23 protein-coding genes are annotated in these 22,413 nt (G+C 57.4%); 12 read left to right on the top strand and 11 right to left on the bottom strand.

Annotated elements, in window-relative coordinates; translation table 11 throughout:
- Positions 1 to 6 precede the first annotated feature (6 nt).
- Together ACR0BT_RS16975 and ACR0BT_RS16970 are read right to left on the bottom strand one after the other, a co-directional pair.
- A complete protein-coding gene (locus ACR0BT_RS16975) occupies positions 7 to 1,425 on the bottom strand; it encodes a dihydrolipoyl dehydrogenase family protein (RefSeq protein WP_223117080.1) in 1,419 nt (472 codons plus the stop codon).
- Between the two features lie 3 nt (positions 1,426 to 1,428).
- The gene (locus ACR0BT_RS16970) at positions 1,429 to 2,187 is read right to left on the bottom strand and encodes a TVP38/TMEM64 family protein (RefSeq protein ID WP_480503723.1); all 759 of its coding nucleotides are present in this window, start codon (positions 2,185 to 2,187) and stop codon (positions 1,429 to 1,431) included.
- A 268-nt stretch (positions 2,188 to 2,455) separates the two neighbouring features.
- On the opposite strand from ACR0BT_RS16970, the gene rpmH reads away from it, so the two are divergent.
- From rpmH to ACR0BT_RS16910, 12 genes are all read left to right on the top strand, one after another.
- On the top strand, positions 2,456 to 2,590 hold the full coding sequence (rpmH, locus tag ACR0BT_RS16965; RefSeq protein ID WP_005980833.1) for a 50S ribosomal protein L34: 135 nt from the start codon (positions 2,456 to 2,458) through the stop codon (positions 2,588 to 2,590).
- A gap of 26 nt (positions 2,591 to 2,616) precedes the next feature.
- Complete coding sequence (gene rnpA / locus ACR0BT_RS16960; RefSeq protein ID WP_480567772.1) at positions 2,617 to 3,042, top strand: ribonuclease P protein component; 426 nt, start codon at positions 2,617 to 2,619, stop codon at positions 3,040 to 3,042.
- Positions 3,039 to 3,272: a membrane protein insertion efficiency factor YidD gene (yidD, locus tag ACR0BT_RS16955; protein ID WP_170675489.1), complete on the top strand. Its 234-nt coding sequence runs from the start codon at positions 3,039 to 3,041 to the stop codon at positions 3,270 to 3,272. Before rnpA ends, yidD begins: the two co-directional genes overlap by 4 nt.
- Before the next feature lie 38 nt (positions 3,273 to 3,310).
- The gene (gene ttcA / locus ACR0BT_RS16950) at positions 3,311 to 4,195 is read left to right on the top strand and encodes a tRNA 2-thiocytidine(32) synthetase TtcA (protein WP_480763642.1); all 885 of its coding nucleotides are present in this window, start codon (positions 3,311 to 3,313) and stop codon (positions 4,193 to 4,195) included.
- A 70-nt stretch (positions 4,196 to 4,265) separates the two neighbouring features.
- On the top strand, positions 4,266 to 5,807 hold the full coding sequence (locus ACR0BT_RS16945) for a putative bifunctional diguanylate cyclase/phosphodiesterase (RefSeq protein WP_480763641.1): 1,542 nt from the start codon (positions 4,266 to 4,268) through the stop codon (positions 5,805 to 5,807).
- 126 nt (positions 5,808 to 5,933) lie between these two features.
- Positions 5,934 to 7,757, top strand: coding sequence for a membrane protein insertase YidC (gene yidC / locus ACR0BT_RS16940; RefSeq protein ID WP_480763640.1), 1,824 nt, complete (start codon positions 5,934 to 5,936; stop codon positions 7,755 to 7,757).
- The gene (locus ACR0BT_RS16935; protein ID WP_480763639.1) at positions 7,754 to 8,491 is read left to right on the top strand and encodes an MOSC domain-containing protein; all 738 of its coding nucleotides are present in this window, start codon (positions 7,754 to 7,756) and stop codon (positions 8,489 to 8,491) included. The genes yidC and ACR0BT_RS16935 overlap by 4 nt, the downstream gene beginning before the upstream one ends.
- Complete coding sequence (yihA, locus tag ACR0BT_RS16930) at positions 8,488 to 9,141, top strand: ribosome biogenesis GTP-binding protein YihA/YsxC (RefSeq protein WP_480763638.1); 654 nt, start codon at positions 8,488 to 8,490, stop codon at positions 9,139 to 9,141. The genes ACR0BT_RS16935 and yihA overlap by 4 nt, the downstream gene beginning before the upstream one ends.
- 147 nt (positions 9,142 to 9,288) lie before the next feature.
- Positions 9,289 to 10,152: an acetylglutamate kinase gene (gene argB / locus ACR0BT_RS16925; protein ID WP_170508738.1), complete on the top strand. Its 864-nt coding sequence runs from the start codon at positions 9,289 to 9,291 to the stop codon at positions 10,150 to 10,152.
- Between the two features lie 57 nt (positions 10,153 to 10,209).
- Complete coding sequence (locus ACR0BT_RS16920) at positions 10,210 to 11,001, top strand: sterol desaturase family protein (RefSeq protein WP_480763637.1); 792 nt, start codon at positions 10,210 to 10,212, stop codon at positions 10,999 to 11,001.
- Positions 10,998 to 11,654 (top strand): ferredoxin, encoded by a 657-nt coding sequence (locus ACR0BT_RS16915; protein ID WP_480763636.1) that lies wholly within the window; start codon positions 10,998 to 11,000, stop codon positions 11,652 to 11,654. Before ACR0BT_RS16920 ends, ACR0BT_RS16915 begins: the two co-directional genes overlap by 4 nt.
- Positions 11,651 to 12,148: a SixA phosphatase family protein gene (locus ACR0BT_RS16910; RefSeq protein ID WP_480763635.1), complete on the top strand. Its 498-nt coding sequence runs from the start codon at positions 11,651 to 11,653 to the stop codon at positions 12,146 to 12,148. The genes ACR0BT_RS16915 and ACR0BT_RS16910 overlap by 4 nt, the downstream gene beginning before the upstream one ends.
- 47 nt (positions 12,149 to 12,195) lie before the next feature.
- Here ACR0BT_RS16910 and ACR0BT_RS16905 read toward each other — a convergent pair whose 3' ends face one another.
- The 9 genes from ACR0BT_RS16905 to ACR0BT_RS16865 form a co-directional block, all read right to left on the bottom strand.
- Complete coding sequence (locus ACR0BT_RS16905; RefSeq protein WP_304621965.1) at positions 12,196 to 12,987, bottom strand: amino acid ABC transporter ATP-binding protein; 792 nt, start codon at positions 12,985 to 12,987, stop codon at positions 12,196 to 12,198.
- 12 nt (positions 12,988 to 12,999) lie between these two features.
- Positions 13,000 to 14,355, bottom strand: a complete 1,356-nt coding sequence (locus ACR0BT_RS16900; RefSeq protein ID WP_480763634.1) for an amino acid ABC transporter permease — start codon at positions 14,353 to 14,355, stop codon at positions 13,000 to 13,002.
- 1 nt (position 14,356) lies between these two features.
- Positions 14,357 to 15,625, bottom strand: coding sequence for an ABC transporter permease subunit (locus ACR0BT_RS16895; protein ID WP_170392881.1), 1,269 nt, complete (start codon positions 15,623 to 15,625; stop codon positions 14,357 to 14,359).
- Between the two features lie 124 nt (positions 15,626 to 15,749).
- Entirely contained in the window at positions 15,750 to 16,769 is a 1,020-nt protein-coding gene (locus ACR0BT_RS16890) for an amino acid ABC transporter substrate-binding protein (RefSeq protein WP_170392882.1), read from the bottom strand.
- A gap of 206 nt (positions 16,770 to 16,975) precedes the next feature.
- Positions 16,976 to 17,683 carry an ATP12 family protein gene (locus tag ACR0BT_RS16885; RefSeq protein ID WP_170567416.1) on the bottom strand — a complete coding sequence of 236 codons (708 nt, stop codon included), beginning with the start codon at positions 17,681 to 17,683 and terminating at the stop codon, positions 16,976 to 16,978.
- 4 nt (positions 17,684 to 17,687) lie between these two features.
- Positions 17,688 to 18,359 carry an HAD-IA family hydrolase gene (locus ACR0BT_RS16880; RefSeq protein WP_480763633.1) on the bottom strand — a complete coding sequence of 224 codons (672 nt, stop codon included), beginning with the start codon at positions 18,357 to 18,359 and terminating at the stop codon, positions 17,688 to 17,690.
- On the bottom strand, positions 18,356 to 19,399 hold the full coding sequence (locus tag ACR0BT_RS16875; RefSeq protein WP_480763632.1) for an RluA family pseudouridine synthase: 1,044 nt from the start codon (positions 19,397 to 19,399) through the stop codon (positions 18,356 to 18,358). Before ACR0BT_RS16875 ends, ACR0BT_RS16880 begins: the two co-directional genes overlap by 4 nt.
- 104 nt (positions 19,400 to 19,503) lie before the next feature.
- Complete coding sequence (locus tag ACR0BT_RS16870) at positions 19,504 to 20,817, bottom strand: replication-associated recombination protein A (RefSeq protein WP_170392886.1); 1,314 nt, start codon at positions 20,815 to 20,817, stop codon at positions 19,504 to 19,506.
- A gap of 3 nt (positions 20,818 to 20,820) precedes the next feature.
- Positions 20,821 to 22,206 carry a trypsin-like peptidase domain-containing protein gene (locus tag ACR0BT_RS16865; RefSeq protein WP_480763756.1) on the bottom strand — a complete coding sequence of 462 codons (1,386 nt, stop codon included), beginning with the start codon at positions 22,204 to 22,206 and terminating at the stop codon, positions 20,821 to 20,823.
- Between the last annotated feature and the right edge of the window lie 207 nt (positions 22,207 to 22,413).

The raw sequence follows: 22,413 nt of genomic DNA, 5'->3' as shown, positions 1-22,413 counted from the left end.
CTTGGGTCAGGGAATCCAGCGCTGGACGAACCTGACCACTCGTTTAACCATTTGATTCTCAAACAGCCTTGGAGAGAAATAGGCTCCTGCCACACGTTTGTTAAGCTCTCCGACCGTTGGGTAAGGCGAAACCATCGCTGCGATCTGACCCATCTTGAGATTATTGGCCAGCGCCAGCGACCACAAGTTGATCAATTCTCCGGCCTGATATCCGACGATTGTCGCGCCCACAGGTCGGCCCTTTACGACCATCACCTTGATGAACCCCTTGGTCTTGCGCTCGGAAACTGCACGGTCATTGTGGTGATAGTCGAACCGGGCAACCTCCACCGCGTCGCCATGCTGTTCACGGGCTTGCGCCTCGGTCAGGCCGACCTGTGCCAGTTCGGGATCTGTATAGGTGGCCCATGGGATATGAGCGGTCTTCGCTTTCGACGGAAGCCCAAATAAGGCAGAGCGGATGATGATCCCCGCATGATATCCGGCGACATGGGTAAATTGCAGCCCACCTGCAACATCACCAATGGCATAGACCTTGCGATTGCTCGTGCGTAAAGAGTCGTCCACCTTGATGCCTGCCCGCGTGCTGTCGATCCCGGCAGCGTCGAGGTTCAGACGGTCGATATTGGCCTTGCGTCCGACGGCCAGCAACAGATGAGAGCCCGCGTAGACCTCATCATTTTCAGTGACCACCTCAATGGTGCCTGCATTTTCTCGGATCTGGGACACCATGGCGTTTTCATGGATTTCGACACCTTCAGTCCGAAGACTATCCAGCACGACGGCTGCAGCTTCAGGGTCGTCTTTGCCCAGCGCACTAAGGCCCTCGATCACGGTCACTTTGCAGCCCAGCCGGATATGCGCCTGCGCCATTTCCATGCCGATGGGACCTCCGCCGATGATCAGCAGGTGCTCGGGCTTATCGCGCAGGTCGAATATGGTCTCGTTGGTGTAATACGGCACTTGATCCAGCCCGGGCAGCGGCGGCACCAAGGGCGATGAACCTGTGGCCACCACGACGCGACGGGCGGTGATCAGGTGATCTCCGGCCTGTACCTGCGTGGGTGAGATGAAGCGACCGTACTCCCGGATTACCTTGACGCCAAAGCCTTCAAAACGCTCCTGACTATCCATGGGTTCGATCTGGGCGATAACACTCTGCACATGATCCTTGGCAGCTGCGTAATCCACTTGTGGCATCGCATCCGCGACGCCAAAAGCCGACGCGTGGGCCTGAGCATATGCAGCCTTGCCGCTGGCGATCAGAGCTTTGGATGGGACACAGCCGAAGTTCAGGCAATCCCCACCCATCTTGTGGCCTTCCAGCAGGATGACATCCGCACCCATCTGGCTGGCCCCGGCGGCTACAGACAACCCGCCTGACCCGGCCCCGATCACCAGGATATCGGTTTTCAACTCTTGCATGGATCAGGAGCCCTTTCGACCACGGAGGGATTTGATGACAATCGGCAGCGCTGCCAGCGCGCACAAGCCAATAATTGGCCCGATCACGAAGGGTTCCCATAACAGCGAGACATCCGGGGTTTCGCCGCGATCAAAGACACCACCCAGCCCAACACCGATCCAGGTATAGACAATCCCACCAGGGATGATGCCCAGCGCCGTCGTAATCAGGAAGTTTCGGAACTTTACCCCAACCAATGCGGGCACCAGATTGGCAACGAAGAAGGGCACCACAGGTACAAGACGCAGCAGGAACAAAACCGAGATTTCATTCTCACGCAGCCCGTCCTTCAGTTTCTTGACCGTCCCTTCCGAGGCTTCAAGCTTGGCGGTCAGAGATTCACCCAAACCCCAGCGTGCGGCCAGAAAGATCGTCGAAGCGCCTATGGTTGCGGCAAAAACATTAAAAGCCGTTCCCGCAAGCAACCCGAATAGGAACCCACCGGTCATCGAAGCGACCGCAGCGCCAGGCAGCGAGAAGGCAACAATAATGATGTAAATCCCTACGAAAGCCGCAGCCATCGCCCAGTAGTTTGAATCGCGCCAGGCCAGCAGGGCCTCGCGATTGTCGCGCAGGGTTTCAAAGGTCAGATAGTCGCCCAGCGCAAAGAACCCCACCGCGGCAACGGCGAGAATCACCGCCAATGGGATATGACGCGCCAGCCCGTTGCGCGGGATCTTGGTGGTTTCGTTCATCTGGGTAGCAGGTTCTTGTTCATTCATCTTGCCCACAACATGCGCCGCCCGCGCGCGCTGCAACAGAGGCCTCACGGGGCCTTGATGTTTATGGCACTTAATGTGAGGGATACGCGCTCTGAACCCGGTTTTTGAAATCTTTTGCCCGGGCAGATTACAGATTTGTTGCAAAACGCACCAAAACCCCCACCTAGGGGTTTGACTTACCCCCCGCTACCCAGTAGAGGACGGGCTTCGAACACTAGGGCCAGGCGAATCCGCGCCGCACCCACCGCTATAGATTGGAGACGGAGCGATGAAACGCACCTATCAGCCTTCGAACCTGGTTCGCAAACGCCGCCACGGTTTCCGCGCGCGCATGGCTACCAAAGCCGGCCGCAAAATCCTGAACGCACGTCGCGCACGCGGCCGCAAGTCGCTGAGCGCATAAATCGCTCGACCTTTCAGGTTATGAACATGACGCCGCCGGAGGCCCCTGAGGATGGTAACAACCAGCCGAGGGTGATGCCCCCGGCGGCGTCCGTTTGCGCATCTGAATCATTGACCGTACTGCAGAATCGCTCGGACTTTCTGAAGGCCGCGCGGGCCAAACGGCAAGGCACTGCATCAATGATGGTGCAGGCGCGTAAACGTGGCGCTGATGAGGCTGCGGGTATTCGCATCGGGTTCACCTGCTCAAAGAAGGTCGGCAATGCCGTCGCCCGCAACCGCGCCAAACGCCGCCTGCGTGAAGCCGCGCGGGCCGTATTACCTATTCATGGGCATGCGGGCTGGGACTACGTGTTGATCGGCCGCGCCGAGGTTACCGCCACCCGGCCCTTTGATGCGCTGAAAGACGATTTGCGCTATGCGCTGCGCAAAATACACGGGGGTGGCAAATGACCCTCTTTGCCCATCTCCTCGCCCTGCCCGTCCGGGCCTACCGGTTGATCTTCAGCCCCTGGGTTGGATTTAACTGCCGCTATCAGCCGACTTGTTCCGCCTATGCACTGGAAGCGCTTGAAAAACACGGCGCCATCAAGGGCGCATGGCTGGCGGCGCGCCGGATCGGGCGCTGCCATCCGTGGGGTGGCGATGGCTATGACCCTGTGCCCGACGACGAACGACCCTGACCCTTGCCCGGTTCACCCAACTGCGATAGGCCCCGCCCATGTTTGATGAAGCCGACGATATCCATCCGCTTTTTACCGGTGCGCCTTCAACCACCGAGTTCAAGAAGCTGCGCAAGCGCATCGTGCGCCAGACGCGCGAGGCCATTGAGCAGTACGGCATGGTGGACCGCACCGCCGAAGGTAAAACACCCCGCTGGTTGGTCTGCCTATCGGGCGGTAAGGACAGCTATACCCTTCTGGCGGTGCTCTACGAACTGAAATGGCGCGGTCTGCTGCCCGTGGATCTTCTGGCCTGCAATCTGGATCAGGGGCAACCGGGGTTCCCGGCAACAGTCCTGCCAGAATTCCTAGACCGTATGGGGGTGCCACATCGGATTGAGTATCAGGACACCTATTCCGTTGTGATGAACAAAGTTCCGCAGGGCCGCACCTATTGTGCGCTGTGTTCACGCCTGCGTCGGGGCAACCTCTATCGTATCGCGCGCGAGGAAGGTTGTTCCGCAGTTGTGCTTGGCCATCACCGCGATGACATCCTTGAAACCTTTTTCATGAACCTGTTCCATGGCGGTCGTCTTGCAACCATGCCACCAAAACTGGTGAATGAAGAAGGTGATCTGTTCGTCTATCGCCCGCTGGCCCATGTGGCCGAGGCGGATTGCGAGAAATTCGCCAAGGCGATGAACTATCCCATCATACCCTGCGATCTGTGCGGCAGTCAGGACGGGCTGCAGCGCCAACAGGTCAAGCAGATCCTCGATCAGTGGGAAAAGAACAGCCCCGGCCGGCGACAAGTGATGTTTCGGGCATTGACCAATGCGCGGCCTTCGCATCTTCTGGACCCAAAACTGTTTGATTTCGCAAATCTTTCGATCGATCCGATTCAAAAAGACGAAAATTCAGACGATATTCCCCAGTTACGTTAACGCCTGACTCAGATTGATTTCCTACGGTTGGCTTGCGCGATCCTAGCCCAAGCTGAAGGCCGTAAAACCTATGCGGAAATTCCTCTTTGTCGACCGTTGTTCCGAAACGCTGCGGATATTTCTCACCGGACCGCAGGTTCTGGCATTTATTCCCGCGGCGTGTTTAGCCGCCTTCTGGTTGGGCGGTGAACGTGCACTTGTTACCACGGCTTTGGGTTTGCCCCTTGCTTTTGCCGTCATCGGAAATTGGGGAAGCCGTTCTTATACAGCCCACAGTTCAGGTATGCGCCCCAGCGGCCTGGTTCCATATGACGTATTCCAATCAGAGTTGGAGGCGTTGAGTGAATCGGTCAGCAAATCAGGTGAGAATGCCGCCTGTATCGCAATTGCTTTGGACGGCTATGCCGAGCTTCAGGATCTGCACGGTCAGGCTGCCGCCACTCATGTAAAGCAGCAATTCAGTGATCGTATCCTGTCGATCATCCGAAATCAGGACATCTTTTCGCAGATCGATCAGAACCGGTTTCTCATTGGCCTGCATCCCTCCCCACATCTTGATCTGGAAGCCTGCATTCAAATGTCTGGCCGCATCCAAAGCGCAGTCGAAGAGCCGCTTTTGTTGAATGGCACAGGAGTTTACCAATCCTGCTCAATCGGGTTCTGCCTGCATTCAGACCTGCGACAGGTCGAGGCTGATGAGTGGATTGGCGCCGCCACCGCTGCACTGTCCGAAGCGCAAAGAAGCGGTCCCTCGACCATACGCGCTTATTCAACCGGGACCCGTCGGCGATCCCTGGTCCGAGCCAATTTGAGAAAAGAGTTCGAGGCGGCATTGGACAATGGAGAGATTCGGCCCTGGTTTCAGCCTCAGGTTTCAACGGATAATGGGAACATCACAGGGTTCGAGGCTTTGGCAAGGTGGGAGCATCCAATAAAAGGTGTTCTCAGCCCGCAGGTATTCCTGCCCTTCGCCAAGCAAGCCGAACTGATGGAGCGGCTAGGCCAAATCATGCGTCACCATGCTTTTGAAGCGATGCAAGCTTGGGATCGTGCAGCATGCGTTGTGCCCCGGATCGGTATCAATTTCTCATCCGATGAGTTGCGCAATCCCGGCTTGATCGACCGCCTGAAATGGGAGTTGGATCAGTTTGATTTGACACCGGATCGGCTGGCGGTTGAGATTCTGGAAACCGTGTTCTCTCGCAGGCCGGATGACGTGATCACCCGGAATGTAACCGGCATGGCTGCGCTTGGATGCTGTATCGACCTGGATGACTTTGGAACCGGCCATGCCTCGATCGCCTCGATCAAGCGGTTTGACGTCTCGAGGATCAAGATTGATCGGACATTTGTCACCAAATCCGATCAGGATCCCAGCCAGCAGCAACTGGTCAGCGCCATTCTGACCATGGCTGAACGCCTGAACCTCGAGACGCTCGCCGAAGGCGTGGAAACGCCCGGCGAGCACGCGTTGATGGCGCAATTGGGCAGTAACCACGTTCAGGGGTTCGGAATTGCAAAGCCAATGCCATTTGAGCAGACCCTGGATTGGATCGCGGCGCATCGTGCCAAGATCAGGGGTGCATCCAAGATCGGTCGCAAAATGGGATGAAATCTGCAATTACGGTGCGCCAAATCCAGCGCCGGAGCGATTTGATGGGCGATTCCGCTTGACCTTTGGGGCTGCACTCTGTTGAACCCACCGGGTGTGTTTCACTGCTCAAGGTGGCTGTCCCCGATGGACGATCAGAACAAAAATCTCATCCTTGCAACCGCGCTCAGCTTTCTGGTGATCCTTGTCTGGTTCGTGCTGTTCCCACCGCCGGAATCAACCACGACGCAGGACGCTGCAGAAATTGCAGCTCTGGAAGGCGACGAGGTGCAAACACCCAGCGCGACCAGCACCGTGGGTGAAGCCACGGCGACCGCCGAGGAAACACTGCCAGAGGAACAAGCCCCTCGCGTCAACATCGACACCCCCCGTCTGAAAGGCAGCCTGTCCCTGTCCGGCGGGCGGATCGATGAGCTGTTTCTGAAAGATTACAAAGTCTCGATCGAAGAAGGCGCGCCTATTGTTGAGCTGCTGTCTCCGGTTGGTTCGGAATCGGCTTATTATGCCCTTTACGGCTGGGCACCGGGTACAGGAGTTGCAGGTGCGGATGTCCCGGGCCCCAACACGCTCTGGACATTGGAAGAGGGTGAGACGCTTGGCGTAGACAACCCCATCACGCTGGCCTGGGACAATGGCAATGGCCTGACTTTCCGCCGCACCATCGCGGTCGACCAGGACTACATGTTCACAGTTACCCAATCGGTTGAAAACGCGACCCAATCCGAGGTGGGCATGGCCCCCTATGGCATTCTTGCACGCCACGGTATTGGTGAAGACGGCGACCTTCCGGGCCTGAAAAACTTCTTCATCCTGCATGAGGGTGTGATCGGCATGGCGGATGGCACGCTGTCAGAAGTTGACTATGGTGATGTCCGCGATTTTGACATCGACCCGAACGAACGGGCGCAGGCCGAGATCTATCAGGTCAAGGAAGATGGCTGGATCGGCTTCACGGATCACTACTGGATGACCACGCTGATCCCAGAGCCGGGCTCGACCTTCAAAGCAGCCGCAAAATATGACTCGCGCCGCAAAATCTATCAAACCGAAACGGTGCTGCCGACGCTGACTGTAGCGCCGGGTGAGACTGCTGAAGTGACCACACGCCTGTTCGCTGGTGCCAAGGAATGGGAAGCCATTCGGGAATACCAGGCCGAAGGTGTGCAGAAGTTCATCGACAGCATCGACTGGGGCTGGTTCTTCTTCCTGACCAAGCCGATCTTCTGGCTGCTGCACAACATCAACCTGCTGATCGGCAACATGGGCTGGTCCATCATCGGCCTGACCCTGATCATCAAGGCGATCCTGTTCCCGCTGGCTTTCAAATCCTACGTCTCGATGGCAAAGATGAAGGAACTGCAGCCCCAGATGGAAGCCTTGAAAGAGGCCGCAGGGGATGACCGCCAGAAGATGCAGCAAGGCATGATGGAGCTGTACAAGAAGGAAAAGGTTAACCCGGCCGCAGGCTGTTTGCCGATCCTGATGCAGATCCCCATCTTCTTCTCGCTGTACAAGGTGATTTTTGTCACCATCGAACTGCGTCAAGCCCCATGGTTTGGCCCGTTCCAGGACCTCAGCGCTCCGGATCCTACCTCAATCTTCAACTTCTTTGGTTGGCTGCCTTGGGCGGCACCGCAGCCTGAAAGCTTCATGGCGCTGATCTTTATCGGTATCCTGCCACTGCTGCTGGGTATCTCGATGTGGCTGCAGCAGAAACTGAACCCGGCACCGACCGATGCAACACAGGCGATGATCTTTGCCTGGATGCCATGGGTGTTCATGTTCATGCTGGGCGGATTTGCCAGCGGTTTGGTGGTCTACTGGATCGCGAACAACACGATCACATTTACCCAGCAATACCTGATCATGCGGAGCCAGGGCTATACGCCCGATGTATTCGGCAACATCAAATCAGGCTTCAAACGCACGCCAAAGACGGACGACAAATGAGCGGTTCGGTCACCAGCATTTGGCGGCATCCGATCAAAAGTCACGGGCGTGAACGCCTTGATCGCATTACCATGATCCCCGGGCATACCATGCCCGGGGATCGTGTTTGGGCGGTTGCACATGAGGCGTCGAAAGCGGATGGATCGGAATGGGCACCCTGCGCCAATTTCAGCCGAGGCGCGAAGGCCCCTCAGTTGATGGCAATCTCGGCGCAGCTGCAAGGCGACTCGGTCACGCTGAGACATCCCAATCGCCCCGATCTAAGCTTTGAGCCCGACGTGCAACAGGATACCTTTCTGGACTGGGTCAAACCGCTGATGCCTGCAGATCGCGCTGCGTCTGCCCGCATTATCCGCGCCGCTAATCGCGGCATGACGGACAGCGATTTTCCTTCGATCAGTTTGTGCAATATGTCGTCGCATCGGGCGGTCGAGCAGAAGCTAGGCAGGGATCTTTCTATCGCTCGCTGGCGCGGAAATATCTGGTTCGATGGCCTGCCGCTGTGGAATGAGTTCGACTGGATTGGCCGCGACATCCGGATCGGCGAGGCCGTTTTTCATGTGCGCGAACGCATCACGCGGTGTTTGGCGACAACCGCCAACCCTGAAACGGGTGAGCGGGATGCCGACACACTGGGTGCGCTGAGCAGCTGGGATCATCAGGATTTTGGCGTTTATGCCGAAGTTCTGGAAGGCGGCACCATTCACACCGGTGACGAGGTTCAGGTTCTATGACCACACTTCCCTTTCCACTAGCTGAAACTCCAGATGAATTCGCAACGGAAACCGGTCGAAAGCTGTTTGCCGGGCCATCCGAATTCGTCAAAGGCGTCGTTGCGATGGATGGCCTGCCTGCCCCCGATCGGTTGGAGGTATGTTTCGCCGGGCGTTCGAATGTCGGTAAATCCAGCTTGATTAACGCGCTAACGGGCACCAAGGGGTTAGCACGTGCCTCGAACACGCCGGGGCGTACACAAGAGATCAACTTTTTCACGCAAGGGCCTGAACTCTATTTGGTCGACCTGCCAGGGTACGGCTATGCGAACGCGCCGGTGAAGGTCGTGGAAAAATGGCAACGTCTGCTGAAACAGTATCTGAGTGGACGTCAGACCCTGCGCCGTGCCTTCGTCCTGATCGACTCGCGCCATGGGGTGAAACCTGTGGACGCCGAGATCATGAAGCTGCTGGATACCAGCGCAGTGACCTTTCAGTGCGTTCTGACAAAGGCCGACAAGGTCAAAGCAAAAGACCGGGAAAAAGTGCTGGACCAGGTGCGCACCGCGCTTTCGAAACATCCTGCGGCCTTCCCGGAGATCGTGTTGACCTCATCCGAGAAGGGCGACGGCATTCCGACCCTGCGTTCGATCATTGCGCATCTGGAGTGACGCTGTTCAGCAATATACAAGTCATGAGCTAAGGAAGCCGGGTTGCGCCCATCGGGTACGGCCCGTTCAGATTGGCTGTTTCCGCGATCCGGTCTTGGCACCATCCTCCAAACGCCCTAACACAGGGTCCCAGAGGGACAATCAGCCATGAAGACACGAGATATGAACCGGGATTGGATCGCCACCGCCGCCACATTGAACAGCGCCCTGCCCTATCTGCAGCGATACGACGGTGCGATTGTCGTCATCAAGCTAGGTGGCCACGCCATGGGCAGCGACGAAGCCATGGAAAGCTTTGCGCGCGATGTGGTGCTTATGCGTCAGGTTGGCGTAAACCCGGTCGTCGTGCACGGCGGTGGCCCAATGATCAATGCGATGCTCGACAAACTGGACATCCAGTCCGAGTTTGTGGGTGGTAAACGCGTGACGGACAAAGCCACAGTCGAAGTGGTCGAAATGGTCCTGTCGGGCCTTGTGAACAAGCGGATCGTGCAGGCGATCAATGCGCAGGGTGGCATGGCTGTGGGTCTGTCGGGCAAGGATGCCCATTTGATGATGTGCGAACAGACCGACGCCTCGCTCGGGTTTGTCGGCACACCGTCCGAGATGAACCCCAAAGTCCTGCATGACCTGTTTGCGCATGATGTTATCCCTGTGATCGCGCCGCTGGGCGCAGGTCGGAATGGCGAAACCTTCAATGTGAATGGCGACACCGCAGCCGGGGCGATCGCCTCAGCTCTTAAGGCAGACCGCCTGCTGCTGCTGACCGATGTAGCGGGCGTCAAGAACGCAGCGGGCGATGTCGTGACCGAGCTCAAGGCTGGCCAAATTCGTGAGATGACGCGTGAAGGCACTATTGCGGGTGGGATGATTCCAAAAACCGAAACTGCGCTGGACGCGCTGCATAATGGCGTTCGGGCGGTCGTTATTCTGGACGGGCGCGCGCCAAATGCGGTGTTGCTCGAACTGTTTACGGAACACGGTGCTGGATCCTTGATCCGTCCTGATTAACGCCATAGTGATCTTCAACATCTTGCACCGGGCATTAACATGCCCGATTGTGAATGTATGGAGAACGAGCCCCTATTTCGCCTAAGCGTGTTTTTGATCCTGTTTGTTTTGTTTGCGGCGGCAGAGACAATTGCGCCAAAACGCTTACGAACCTGTCCGCGAAAAAATCGGTGGCTAACCAATCTATCAATCACTGTTTTGAACACACTGATGCTCAGGACTATGGCGATTGGGTTGCCCTTATTGGCAGTTGGCGCTGCCATTGATGCCGGGAAAAATGGATTGGGCGTTTTTAATTGGCTCGCCTGGCCAGGGTGGGTTGAGCTTATTCTGTGTGTGCTGATTCTGGACTTTGCAATCTGGCTACAGCATCTGATTACCCACAAGGTGCCAATCCTTTGGCGGCTACATCGTGTGCATCACGCCGACCGAGACATGGACGTCACTACTGCAGTCCGCTTTCACCCTGTTGAAATCGCGTTGTCCATGATCCTGAAAATCGGGCTAATCTATCTGCTCGGCGCCAGCGCCCTGGCTGTGATCCTGTTCGAGATCCTTCTCAATGGCACAGCGTTGTTCAATCATTCAAACTTGAAGCTCCCCCTTGCCGTTGACGCTGTGGTACGTAGGATTCTTGTGACACCCGATATGCATCGCGTACATCATTCGGTATTCCGAACAGAGCATGACAGCAATTATGGCTTTGCACTGTCTATCTGGGACCGAATGCTGGGGACTTACATCGCACAACCTCGGGACGGGCACGAACAAATGAGCGTGGGATTGGAATGGCAGGACGATCGACCAACAAAACTGGGCTGGAGCCTGGCTCTGCCCTTCCGCCGTTGACGACCTACGCCAATGTCGAACGAGCAGCCGCTCAGGTTGGGCTGATAGTTATGGGTGCACTTCATCCAAGGCCCAGTGAAGCAAAGCAACTTAATGACGGAACCCTGATCCTTCTGGGCGCTGCGGGGGCATTCTGGCCTGCTCTGAAGGCCTCGGCTGAGTGGCAGGATGGCCAACCCGACCCGGTTGATCGCTGGTCCAGACGGGTGATCGGCCAGCTTGCGCAGGACATGAGGGGCACCGCCCACTATCCGTTCGGCGGCCCACCATACGCACCCTTCATTGACTGGGCACTTAAGTCCGGTCGCACCTTCAGCAGCCCGGTCGGGGCCCTGGTGCACGATACGGTAGGGATGATGATGTCATTCCGTGGTGCGTTGCATTTTGCGGATGAGTTCTCAATTCCATCCGTTTCTCAATCGTCACCCTGCACAGAATGCCCCGCGCCTTGTGCAACAACCTGTCCGGTTGGGGCATTGAACACCCACAGCTTCTATGACGTGGCAGCCTGTCATGATCATCTCGATACCAAAGCGGGACACAGCTGCATGAATAAAGGCTGCCTTGCCCGGCTCGCCTGCCCTCTCAGCGCCGGCGCAGAGCGCCAGCCAGAGCAATCTGCGCATCACATGAAAGCATTTCACCGATCATGACCCGCACACTGATCCTAATGCGCCATGCCAAGTCCAGTTGGGGCGATCCCTTTGCAGAAGATCACGACCGCCCGTTGAACAATCGAGGACGCAAATCGGCCCCCGCGATTGGGGCGTGGCTGCAAAGCAATGGCTGGCTACCGGATGACGTTATCTGCTCAAGCGCCAAGCGCACGCGGGAAACGTGGGACAGATTGGGGCTGAGCACCCCGGAAATCCGCTTTACCCCCGCCTTGTATCTGACAGGCCCCGATGAGATGTTCGCCGAATTGGCCACAGCCACCGGCGATACCGTACTAATGCTGGGGCATAATCCCGGCATCGCTGCATTTGCAAATCGGCTGGTACGCAACCAGCCCGATCATTCGAGATTCTACGACTATCCGACTTGTGCAACGACTGTAATCCGGTTCGATATCCCCGACTGGAATGCGCTCGAATGGCATCAGGGTGAGGTTCTGGGCTTCACGATCCCACGCGAGCTGCTGGAATAGAAAAAGGCGAGGTCGACACCCCGCCTTCTTAGTTTTCTGATCCGAATTTAGTGCCCCAGAATCTGGCTGAGGAACAACTTGGTCCGTTCGCTCTGCGGGTTGTTGAAGAACTCTTCCGGTTCGTTCTGCTCCACAATCTGACCGGCATCCATAAAGATCACGCGGTTGGCGACCTGGCGGGCAAAGCCCATCTCGTGGGTCACACACAGCATGGTCATGCCTTCCTCGGCCAGTTCGATCATGGTGTCGAGCACCTCTTTGATCATCTCAGGGTCCAGCGCCGATGTAGGTTCATCGAACAACATGATCCGCGGCATCATGCACAGCGAGCGGGCAATCGCCACACGCTGCTGCTGACCACCCGATAGCTGACCGGGATACTTGTCGGCCTGCTCAGGGATCTTCACCTTTTCCAGGAAATGCATCGCGCGCTCTTCGGCCTCTTTCTTGGGCGTCTTGCGCACCCAGATCGGGGCCAGCGTGCAGTTTTCCAGAATGGTCAGGTGCGGGAACAGGTTGAAGTGCTGGAACACCATGCCAACCTCGGACCGGATTTTGTCGATGTTTTTCAGGTCATTCGACAACTCGGTCCCATCCACAATGATCGTGCCCTGCTGGTGTTCCTCTAGCGCGTTCAGGCAGCGGATCAGGGTAGACTTGCCCGACCCCGACGGCCCCGCGATCACGATCCGCTCGCCCTGATTGACGGTCAGATTGATATCGCGCAGCACGTGGAAGGCCCCGTACCACTTGTTCATGTTGGTGATTTCGATGGCGATTTCGTCGCTCACCTGCATTTTGGAGCGGTCGATTTCGCGTTCAATTGCAAGTTCAGACATGTGTTGAACTCCTTAACGGTGGCCAGTCTGAAGCTTGCGCTCCAGGTACATGGAATAACGGGACATGGAGAAGCAAACCACGAAGAACAGAACGCCGATAAAGGCAAACAGTTCCCAGTAGACGCCGTTCCAGGCGGTATCGGCGCGGATGCCGTTGGTCAGGCCAATCACGTCGAACAGACCGATGATCGAGACCAAAGTCGTATCCTTGAAGATACCGATGAACGTGCTCACGATGCCCGGGATCGAGATTTTCAGCGCCTGTGGCATGATGATCAGCCGCTGCGCCTGCCAGTAGTTCAGGCCCAGACTGTCTGCGCCTTCGTACTGACCACGCGGCAGGGCAGCCAGACCACCCCGGATCACCTCGGCCATATAGGCGGCCGAGAACAGAGTCATCATGATCATCACCCGCAGGATGATGTCAAAATTAGTGCCCGGCGGCAGGAACAGGTTCAGCAACAGCGATGCCACAAACAGCAGGGTAATCAGCGGCACGCCCCGAATGAACTCGATAAAGCCCACGCACAGGTATTTGACGATCATCAGATCGGACTGACGACCCAGCGCCAGCACGATACCGATAGGCAGCGAAACACCAATGGCCACGACACCCAACAGGATCGCTAGCATAAAGCCACCAAAGTCGCGGCTTTCCACCGGCGCGATACCGATCGGAATGATTGCATTGATTGCGTCAGCCACGGAACCGGCAGCAAACAGCCACCATAGTATGGGCAGCGCAATCGCAAGGATAATCGCGGCAAGAGACCCGGCAACCGGAAGCGCAAACTTGTACGCGAAATACCCGATGGCAAATCCGGCGGCGACCATGAGCGGCCCCCAGATCGAGCCACCCCACATCAGCCAAGGCAGCAGGAACGGATAAGCCGCCGTTACAATCAACAGCTTACGCGGCACCTTGGAGAACAACACCGGCGCAATAGCAACCAACAACAGGATGAAGGTCAGGTTCGGACGGAAATAGGCCGGCCATGCCCCTGTTTCAGGCGGATTCGACCATGTGGCATCCGGATGCGCCGGATACGGCGGATAGAACCCATATAGCAGCTGTAGCCAACGATCCTTGATCACACCCCAGCAGGCATGACCATGCGTATCGCCCCACGTAGCCATCATGATCTCACGACATTCCGACAGGGAATTGGCGTTCCAAACGGATTCGAACGTCCAGGACAGGATGTTGGAGAGCACATAGTAGATGAAGACCAACGAGACGATCGTCAGGATCGCGTTCAGCCAGCTTGAAAACAGGTTATGCTTGATCCAGCCCAGTACACCGACCTCGGAGGCGGGTGGTGCCTGTTCCGGCAACATTTCCGTGCGGACAAATGAAACATCACTCATATTACCGCTCCACCAGTTTGACACGGTTGTTGTACCAGTTCATCACCGCCGAAATGCTCAGCGAGATGGACAGGTAGACCAGCATCAGCAGCAGAACGCATTCCAGCTCGCGACCGGTCTGGTTCATTGTGATGCCACCCAGCGTACCCGTGATGTCCATATATCCGACCGCGATCGCCAGTGACGAGTTCTTGGTCAGGTTCAGATAGTTCGAGATCATTGGCGGGATGATCACCCGCAACGCCTGCGGCAAGATCACCAGACGCATGGTCCGGCCCGGGCGCAGGCCCAGTGCGGATGCGGCCTCGGTCTGACCCTTGGAAATGGCCAGAATACCGGCGCGCACGATCTCGGCGATGAATGCCGCAGTGTACAGCGACAGGGCCAGCCACAAGGCAATCAGCGAGTTACGAAGGTGGGTACCGCCGCTGAAGTTGAAGCCTTTCAGCTCAGGGTAGCCCAGGTGAAAACCCAGAACGCCCAGCAGGATGGCTGATGGCACGAACAAAAGGCCCAGTTGGATGTGCCAGATGGTCGGGCGATCGCCGGTCTTTTCTTGCGTTGAATTGGCCCAGGCCGAAACCTTACGCATCGCAAAGATGCTGCCGCCAAACACGATCAGGAAGGCGATCAGGTCAAGCGAAACATCAAAGCGCAGGCTTGATGTACCGAAAAGGTGGATATCGCCCAATCCGCGCGAGAACAGAAACTCGGGGATATAGACCCCGCGATTTGTGACCGCGACCGTGCCAAAAAGATCCATCGTGGCTTCTGGGTTTTCACCTCGGAAGGCGCGCGGTGCTGGCAGGCTTTCAATCAGGATCGCCATGGCGAACACGATCCAAAGCAGCACTGGAACGTTACGGAACATCTCGACATAGACTGTCATGATCCGCGCGATCAGCCAGTTATTCGACAGGCGCAAAACACCGACCATGACACCGATGATCGTTGCTGTGATACAGCCCAGAACTGCAACAACCAGAGTGTTTAGCAGGCCTATAAACGCTGCGCGCAGATGGGTATCGCGCGAGTCGTATTCCAGCAGGCGTTGGTTGATGTCATAGCTGGCCGGTTCGGCAAAAAAGTCGAACCCGACTGTTCTGCCCAGCGTTTCAAGGTTCTGAATGGTGTTGTTGATAATCCAGGCTGCCAGAAGCATGAAACCGATCATCGCTATGACCTGAATGGTCGCAGATCGGTACCGCGTATCATAAAGGAGCATGGACAGCCGGAAGTGCTCCTTCGGCGGGTCAGTGAGTGTCGTCATGACCTATGTATATCCCCGTGCATCCCGGATGTTGGCAGAGTTTGCCTCTGCTCAGATCGTTCCGGGCGTGTTTCTTATGGAAGGAAAAAGGGCGCGGGTTCCCCCGCGCCCTTTTCCGTGGATCTTAGCGGAAAGGCGGTGCGTACAGCAGGCCACCATCGGTCCACTGTGCGTTCAGGCCGCGTGCCAGACCGATCGGGGTTTCCTCACCGATGTTCTTGGCAAACACTTCGCCGTAGTTACCGCCGACTTTGATCGCGCGCTGTGCCCAGTTCGCGTCCAGACCCAGCATCTCACCCAGCGTACCTTCGGTACCCAACAGGCGGTTTACCTCTGGGTTGTCGGTGGCACCGCTGGACATCTCGTCGATGTTCGCCGAGGTTACACCCAGCTCTTCCGCTGCGATCAGTGCGTTCAGGGTCCAGCGGACCACATCGCCCCACTCGTGATCGCCGTGACGGACCAGCGGGCCCAGCGGCTCTTTCGAGATGATTTCGGGCAGGATCACGTGGTCGCCTGCGTTTTCAAAGGTGGCGCGCGTAGCAGCCAGACCCGATGCGTCGGTGGTGTAAACGTCACAGGCACCAGCCAGATACTGCTGCTGCGCTTCGGCGTTGGTTTCGATCGGAACCGGCTCGTAGCTCATGTTGTTGATGCGGAAGAAATCCGCCAGGTTAAGCTCAGTTGTGGTGCCGGTCTGGATGCAAACGGTTGCACCGTCCAGTTCCTTGGCCGAGCTGACGCCCAGTGCCTTGGGAACCATGAAGCCCTGACCATCGTAGTAGTTGATGCCGACGAATTCGAACTTCAGGTCGACGTCGCGGCTGAAGGTCCACGTGGTGTTACGGGCCAGCATGTCAATCTCGCCCGAAGCCAGCGCGGTGAAACGTGTTTTACCGGTGGTCGGGATGAACTCAACGGCGCTTGGGTCGTCCAGAACGGCGGCGGCTACCGCGCGGCATACGGCCACGTCAAAACCCTGCCACTCACCATTGGCATCGGGGCTGGCAAAGCCGGGTACGCCGGTTGCGACGCCGCAGTTCAGCTTGCCGCGGGCTTTCACGTCGTCAACGGTACCCGCTGCAGCTGCGCCAGCAGCCAGGCCGGCAATGGTTGCCACGCCCAAAATTACGGATTTTTTCATTTTTACCTCTTCCTGATTTTCCATCCCTGAATGGAACGGTTCGATCCGGCGCATAGGCGCCAGAAAGGTTACCCAAAAGGTGTCTCCCCTTTAGTGGCCCGAGTTTGGGCGTATTCATCAACAAACGTCAAGGGCTGGATCAGGGAAAACGATAGGTCTTTTCTGCCAGAATCGGACACAAATTCACGATTTGACGAGAATCCGTCTCAGAACGAGAGGTCAAAGAACTGCTTTGCGTGCAGAAAGGCGGCCCGTTTCACTTCGGCGGCGGCATGTGCCTCATCGTCGTGGCCCCATTGTTCGATCTGCCAAAGCTCGTCCAGTCGAGAAATGCGCCATATCTCGTCCGGTTTGCGCCAATTCTGGGCTGCCGCGAAACCAAGAATCAATGATCCCGACAGGCTGACGAGGTCATGAAACGCCGCCAGCTGGAACGCATTCAGTCCATGCACCCGGTCACGCAGGCCGTGCAGCACCTCGGCAGCTTGCGGTTGATGCACCACCCCTGCACGCGGGATCAACCGCGCGCCCAGCACGTCCGCAGCCCAATCCAATGCAGGATCCCAGGCCTCGGACTGCCGCTGCTGCAACGTTTCGGGATGGGTCGCCCGATAACACAACAGATCCGAGTCGCCGTAATCGGCCAGCATATCGGCAACCTCACCATGCTGGTGCCGCACCTTGTCGATCGCCGCATTGGCCGAACGGGTGAATGGCATCGTGGTCGGATCAATTTCCTTTTCCTGTGCATCCCATTCCCGGGCAACGGCCTCGGCCATAGGTCGCGTGGGCAGGTCCAGCGCAGCCTTGGCGGGCGTTTTGACCCGCCGACCATCCAGTTCAACCGTATAGCCCCCGTCGGTCTCAACGACCGTGCTTGTCGTCCAGAAGCGTTTGGGTTTCCAGTCGCTCATCTCTTTAGCCCCAGATCTTGGCCAGTGCGCCTGGCAATTCTTCGAATGTTTCGATCACATGTGTTGCGGTCGTCAGTACCCGACGATCGTGATAACCCCAGCTGACACCGATCCCGGCAACTTGCGCGGCTGCGGCCATATCCATGTCAAAGCTGGTGTCGCCCACCATGACGGCTTGCGCAGCCGGCACGCCCGTTTCAGCCAAAGCTGTTTCTATCATCGACGGGTGCGGCTTGGACGGGTGGTGATCTGCAACCTGACGAGTAATAAAATGCTGCTGCAACCCATGCCCTTCAAGCAGCGCATCAAGCCCGCGCTGAGATTTGCCTGTGGCCACTCCCAAAAGAACCTCGGGCTGAGCGTGAAGAGCCTCAATCACTTGGCGCGCACCGGGATAAAGCGGCGAGCTTGCGGCGCCCTGCTCCAACCTTTGCGCGTGATAGGCCTGCTTATATCCGTCAACCAATGCGCTTTGTATCCGTTCGGACTGATCTGCTGCCAGACGCGCCATTGCATGGGGCAGAGATAAACCGACGATGGACAGGATGGCGTCACGATCCGGGACCGGCAGTGACTGCGCCTGAAAACAGGCGGTCATTGCCGAAACAATGGCACCCTGACTATCGACCAGAGTGCCATCCACATCAAACAGGACCAGCCGCAATGGAGCGTTCATCGCAACTCCTCAAACGGATCATCTGCAGCGAGGTCTTCGGTCCAGCCCAGCGTATCCCAGCTGTGTTTCATATGATCCGGTAAAGGCGCCTTAAGCGAGATAGGTTTGCGGGTCATCGGGTGTTCAAAGGACAGGCTGCGGGCGTGGAGGTGCAGCTTTTTGCTGATGATACCTCCCAACTGCGCGCCCCAGCCATCGCCGAGGTTTTCCTGCCCCGAGCCGCCATATTTCCCATCGCCAATGATCGGGTGGCCGATCGCCGCCATATGTGCGCGCAGCTGATGGGTCCGCCCCGTCACCGGCTCCATCGCGACCCAGGCTGCCCGCCCTGCAACGCGATAGAGCGTTGCATAGAGCGTATGCGCGCGTTTCGCGCCGGGCGTATCGTTCACCTCGCTCGGATGAACAGCGATCATCTTCTCGCCTTCGCCATGCTTACCATGCCCCGGTGCCTTGACCAGCCCGGTCTTGATTTCGCCCAGGTACGGAGTTGGAACACCAGCTACCAGCGCCCAATAGATCTTTTGGGTGTTACGATGCCGGAACGCAGCGGTCAGCCCCTTGGCAGCCTCGCGCGTGCGGGCCAACAGCAGTACGCCCGAGGTGTCTTTGTCCAGCCGATGCACAAGGCGCGGGTTCTCGTCATACCCAAAGCGCAATGCCTCAGACAGGCTATCCACATGGCGGGTCTGACCACTGCCACCTTGAACCGGCAGACCATGCGGCTTGTTCAGCGCCAGCACGTGATCGTCTTTATAAATCACGCAAGACTGGATCATCTTTGCGTCAGCGTCCGAAACACGATGCTTTACGACAGCGGGCTTATGGTCGGCGTCTGGCAGCGGCGGCACGCGCACGGACTGCCCGACCTCTAGCCGCGTCGAAGCTTTGACCCGACTGCCATCTACGCGCAATTCACCCTTGCGGCACATCTTCTCGATCCGGCCCTGGCTGACATGAGGAAACAGGCGGCGCAGCCAACGATCCAGCCTCTGGTCGCCATCGCCCTCTGCTACGGTGATCACCTGTACGCCGCTCATGCCATTGCCCCTTGTTCCGCACGGCTGATCCGCCCGGATTGTGCTTGTTTCAGTGCCTTAGAAATCATGCGCGTCTGTCGCGCGCATCGGGTGCAGAGTCAAGTCTAGCCCTGATTGCGTTGCGTTCTCAGCTTGGCGAAGTATTCCAGCCGTTTTTTCAGCTCGCGCTCAAAACCACGCTCTACCGGCTGATAGAGAACCGGGCGCTTCATATCATCCGGGAAATAGTTCTGACCCGAGAACCCATCTTCGGCATCGTGGTCATAGGCATACCCTGCACCATATCCCTGATCCTTCATCAGCGATGTCGGAGCGTTCAGGATATGTTTGGGTGGCGGTTCACTGCCCGATTGCTTGGCCAGCCGCATCGCCGCCTTATACCCCACATAGGCCCCGTTCGATTTCGGAGCGAGAGCCAGATACACCAACGCCTGCGCCAGTGCCAACTCGCCCTCGGGCGAGCCCAGCCGTTCATAGGTTTCCCAACTGTGCAGGCAGATCGATTGCGCCTGAGGATCGGCCAAACCGATATCTTCAACCGCCATCCGCGTGATCCTCCGCGCCAGATAGCGCGGGTCCTCGCCGCCGGTCAGCATCCGCGCAAACCAATACAGCGCCGCGTCAGGGTCCGATCCACGCACCGATTTGTGCAGGGCTGAGATCAGATTATAATGCTCATCCCCCGATTTGTCGTATTTTGCGGCCCGCCGCATCAGGCGCGTCGACAATGCATCCGGGTCCAGATCGGCGTCCACTTTCCAAGCAGCAACCTGTTCAATCAGGTTCAGTAGTGCGCGACCGTCGCCATCCGCCATCTCCTGCAGCGCCTCGCGGGCGGCAGACGTTAGCGGCAAGGCGCGGTCAAGCTCTTTCTCGGCGCGTTGTGTCAAACGCTCAAGATCAGCAAGGCTAAGGCGTTCCAGAACCAGCACCTGAGACCGGCTGAGTACCGCCGCGTTCAACTCGAAGGAAGGGTTTTCGGTCGTCGCGCCAACCAAGAGGATCGTGCCGTCCTCCATATGCGGCAGAAACCCGTCCTGTTGCGCTTTATTGAAACGATGGATTTCGTCAACAAATAACAAGGTGCCCTGCCCGTTTTGACGACGGATTTTAGCAGCCTCAAATACCTTCTTCAGATCCGGCACACCGGTAAAAATCGCGCTGATCTGCACGAAATGCAGATCGGTCTCCTGCGCCAGCAACCGGGCGATGGTTGTCTTTCCCACACCCGGCGGGCCCCAGAAGATCAGGCTGGACAGACTACCTGACGCGAGCATCACCCCCAATGGCGCATCTGGCCCCAAAACCTGCTCTTGCCCGATCACCTCAGACAGGGATTGTGGGCGCAAGCGATCCGCAAGCGGCCTGTGCGGCGAAGCGGTTGGTTCCGCAGAACCGGTATCGAACAAATCACTCACGGATCACAACCGAAACCGCAATGAGATTAACCGGCTTCCCCGCTCAACCTCCATCTGTACCCGGCGACCTGGATCGGTCAGGGCCTGAACGATATCCTCCGGTGTCTCGGTTCTGGTTCCGTTGATACCTTTTACGACATCGCCCACACGCAATCCTGCGCGGCCGCCATAGCGGTTCGGATCAACCACTACGACGCCGGTCTGAGACAGCGACAAGCCAAGCTTTACGATCACCGCCGGATTTACACCCGAAACGATCAGACCTGGCATGACCGTATCCTCGTCCAGCGTAGTCTCATCCGCCGCAGGCGTTTCAGGCGGTTTGATCAGCGCCACTTCAATATCCGAGCGGTCTTCGCCCCGCAGCCGAGTCAGGACCGACTTTCCACCCACCCCGGCAACAGCCATGCGAAATTTCATCTCGGCCGGAGAATTCACCTCGTCCCCGTCGACATGAGTGACAACGTCCCCGACCCGCAGACCCGCTTCTGCCAGCGGACTCAGTTCATGCAGGTCAGAAATCACCACACCGAGAGGGATGGCCATACCCAGAGACTCGGCAATATCTGCGCTCATGTGCTGACCGGCCATTCCTGCCCAAGGACTTACGAAGCTTTCGTTGCCAGACTGCGCCTGCCGCAGGAATTCGGCCACCAAATTGGCCGGAATGGCAAAGCCGATACCGTTCGACCCGCCCGAGCGGGTCAGGATTGAAGTATTGATACCAATCAGATCACCATTCACGTCGATCAGTGCGCCACCGGAATTGCCCGGGTTGATCGCCGCATCGGTTTGAATGAAGTACCCTCTTGCGTTTCCGGTTGCGGTTCCGGTGCGCGCCAGACCTGAAATAATACCTGACGAAACAGTTTGGCCGACGCCGAACGGATTGCCGATCGCCAGCGTCAATTCTCCGACCTCGACCTGATCGGAATCGCGCATCTGCAGGAACGGCAGATCGCTTGCCTCATTCAGCCGCAAGATTGCAATGTCGCTTTCTTTGTCACCCAGAACGACTTCGGCAGTGAATTCACGACGGTCGGTAGTCACGACCTGAATTTCCGATGCCATCCCCACAACGTGGTAGTTTGACACCACATACCCATCACCAGTGAGGATCACGCCAGAGCCGAGCGAATTCTGCACACGGGGGCGTGGCGTTCCAAATCCACGGCCAAAGAAGTCCTGAAAGAACGGGTCAGAAAACAGCGGATTTGCCCGCCCTTCGCGCACAATCTTGGCGTAGATGTTCACAACCGCCGGGGCAGCCTGCTTTACGACAGGGGCGAACCCGAGGCTGATTTCGGTCTGGTTTTTTGGTACCTGCGTCTCTGCGGCTGCCGGTATTGCGCCCATCAGCAATACCAGGGAACACAATAGTCTTAGCATCATCGGCCCTCCGGCAATATCGCCAACCGGATATGCGGGGCCGATGCAAAGATTGCAAGCGACATAACCCGCTGCCTTCGACAATGCCGAGGACCTACCGCTTTCTTTTGAGCTATTCGCACGAATACCCAGCTTCAACATTATGGTTTCGCAAAGCGTTGCAAAAAGTTTCACAGGGAATTGTGCTATGTGTTGGACTTGGCGCTG

It is taken from the genome of Ruegeria sp. CJ6 (assembly GCF_056536665.1).
Note: the sequence above shows the minus strand (reverse complement) of the source record. Positions and strands in the feature narration are given on the sequence as shown.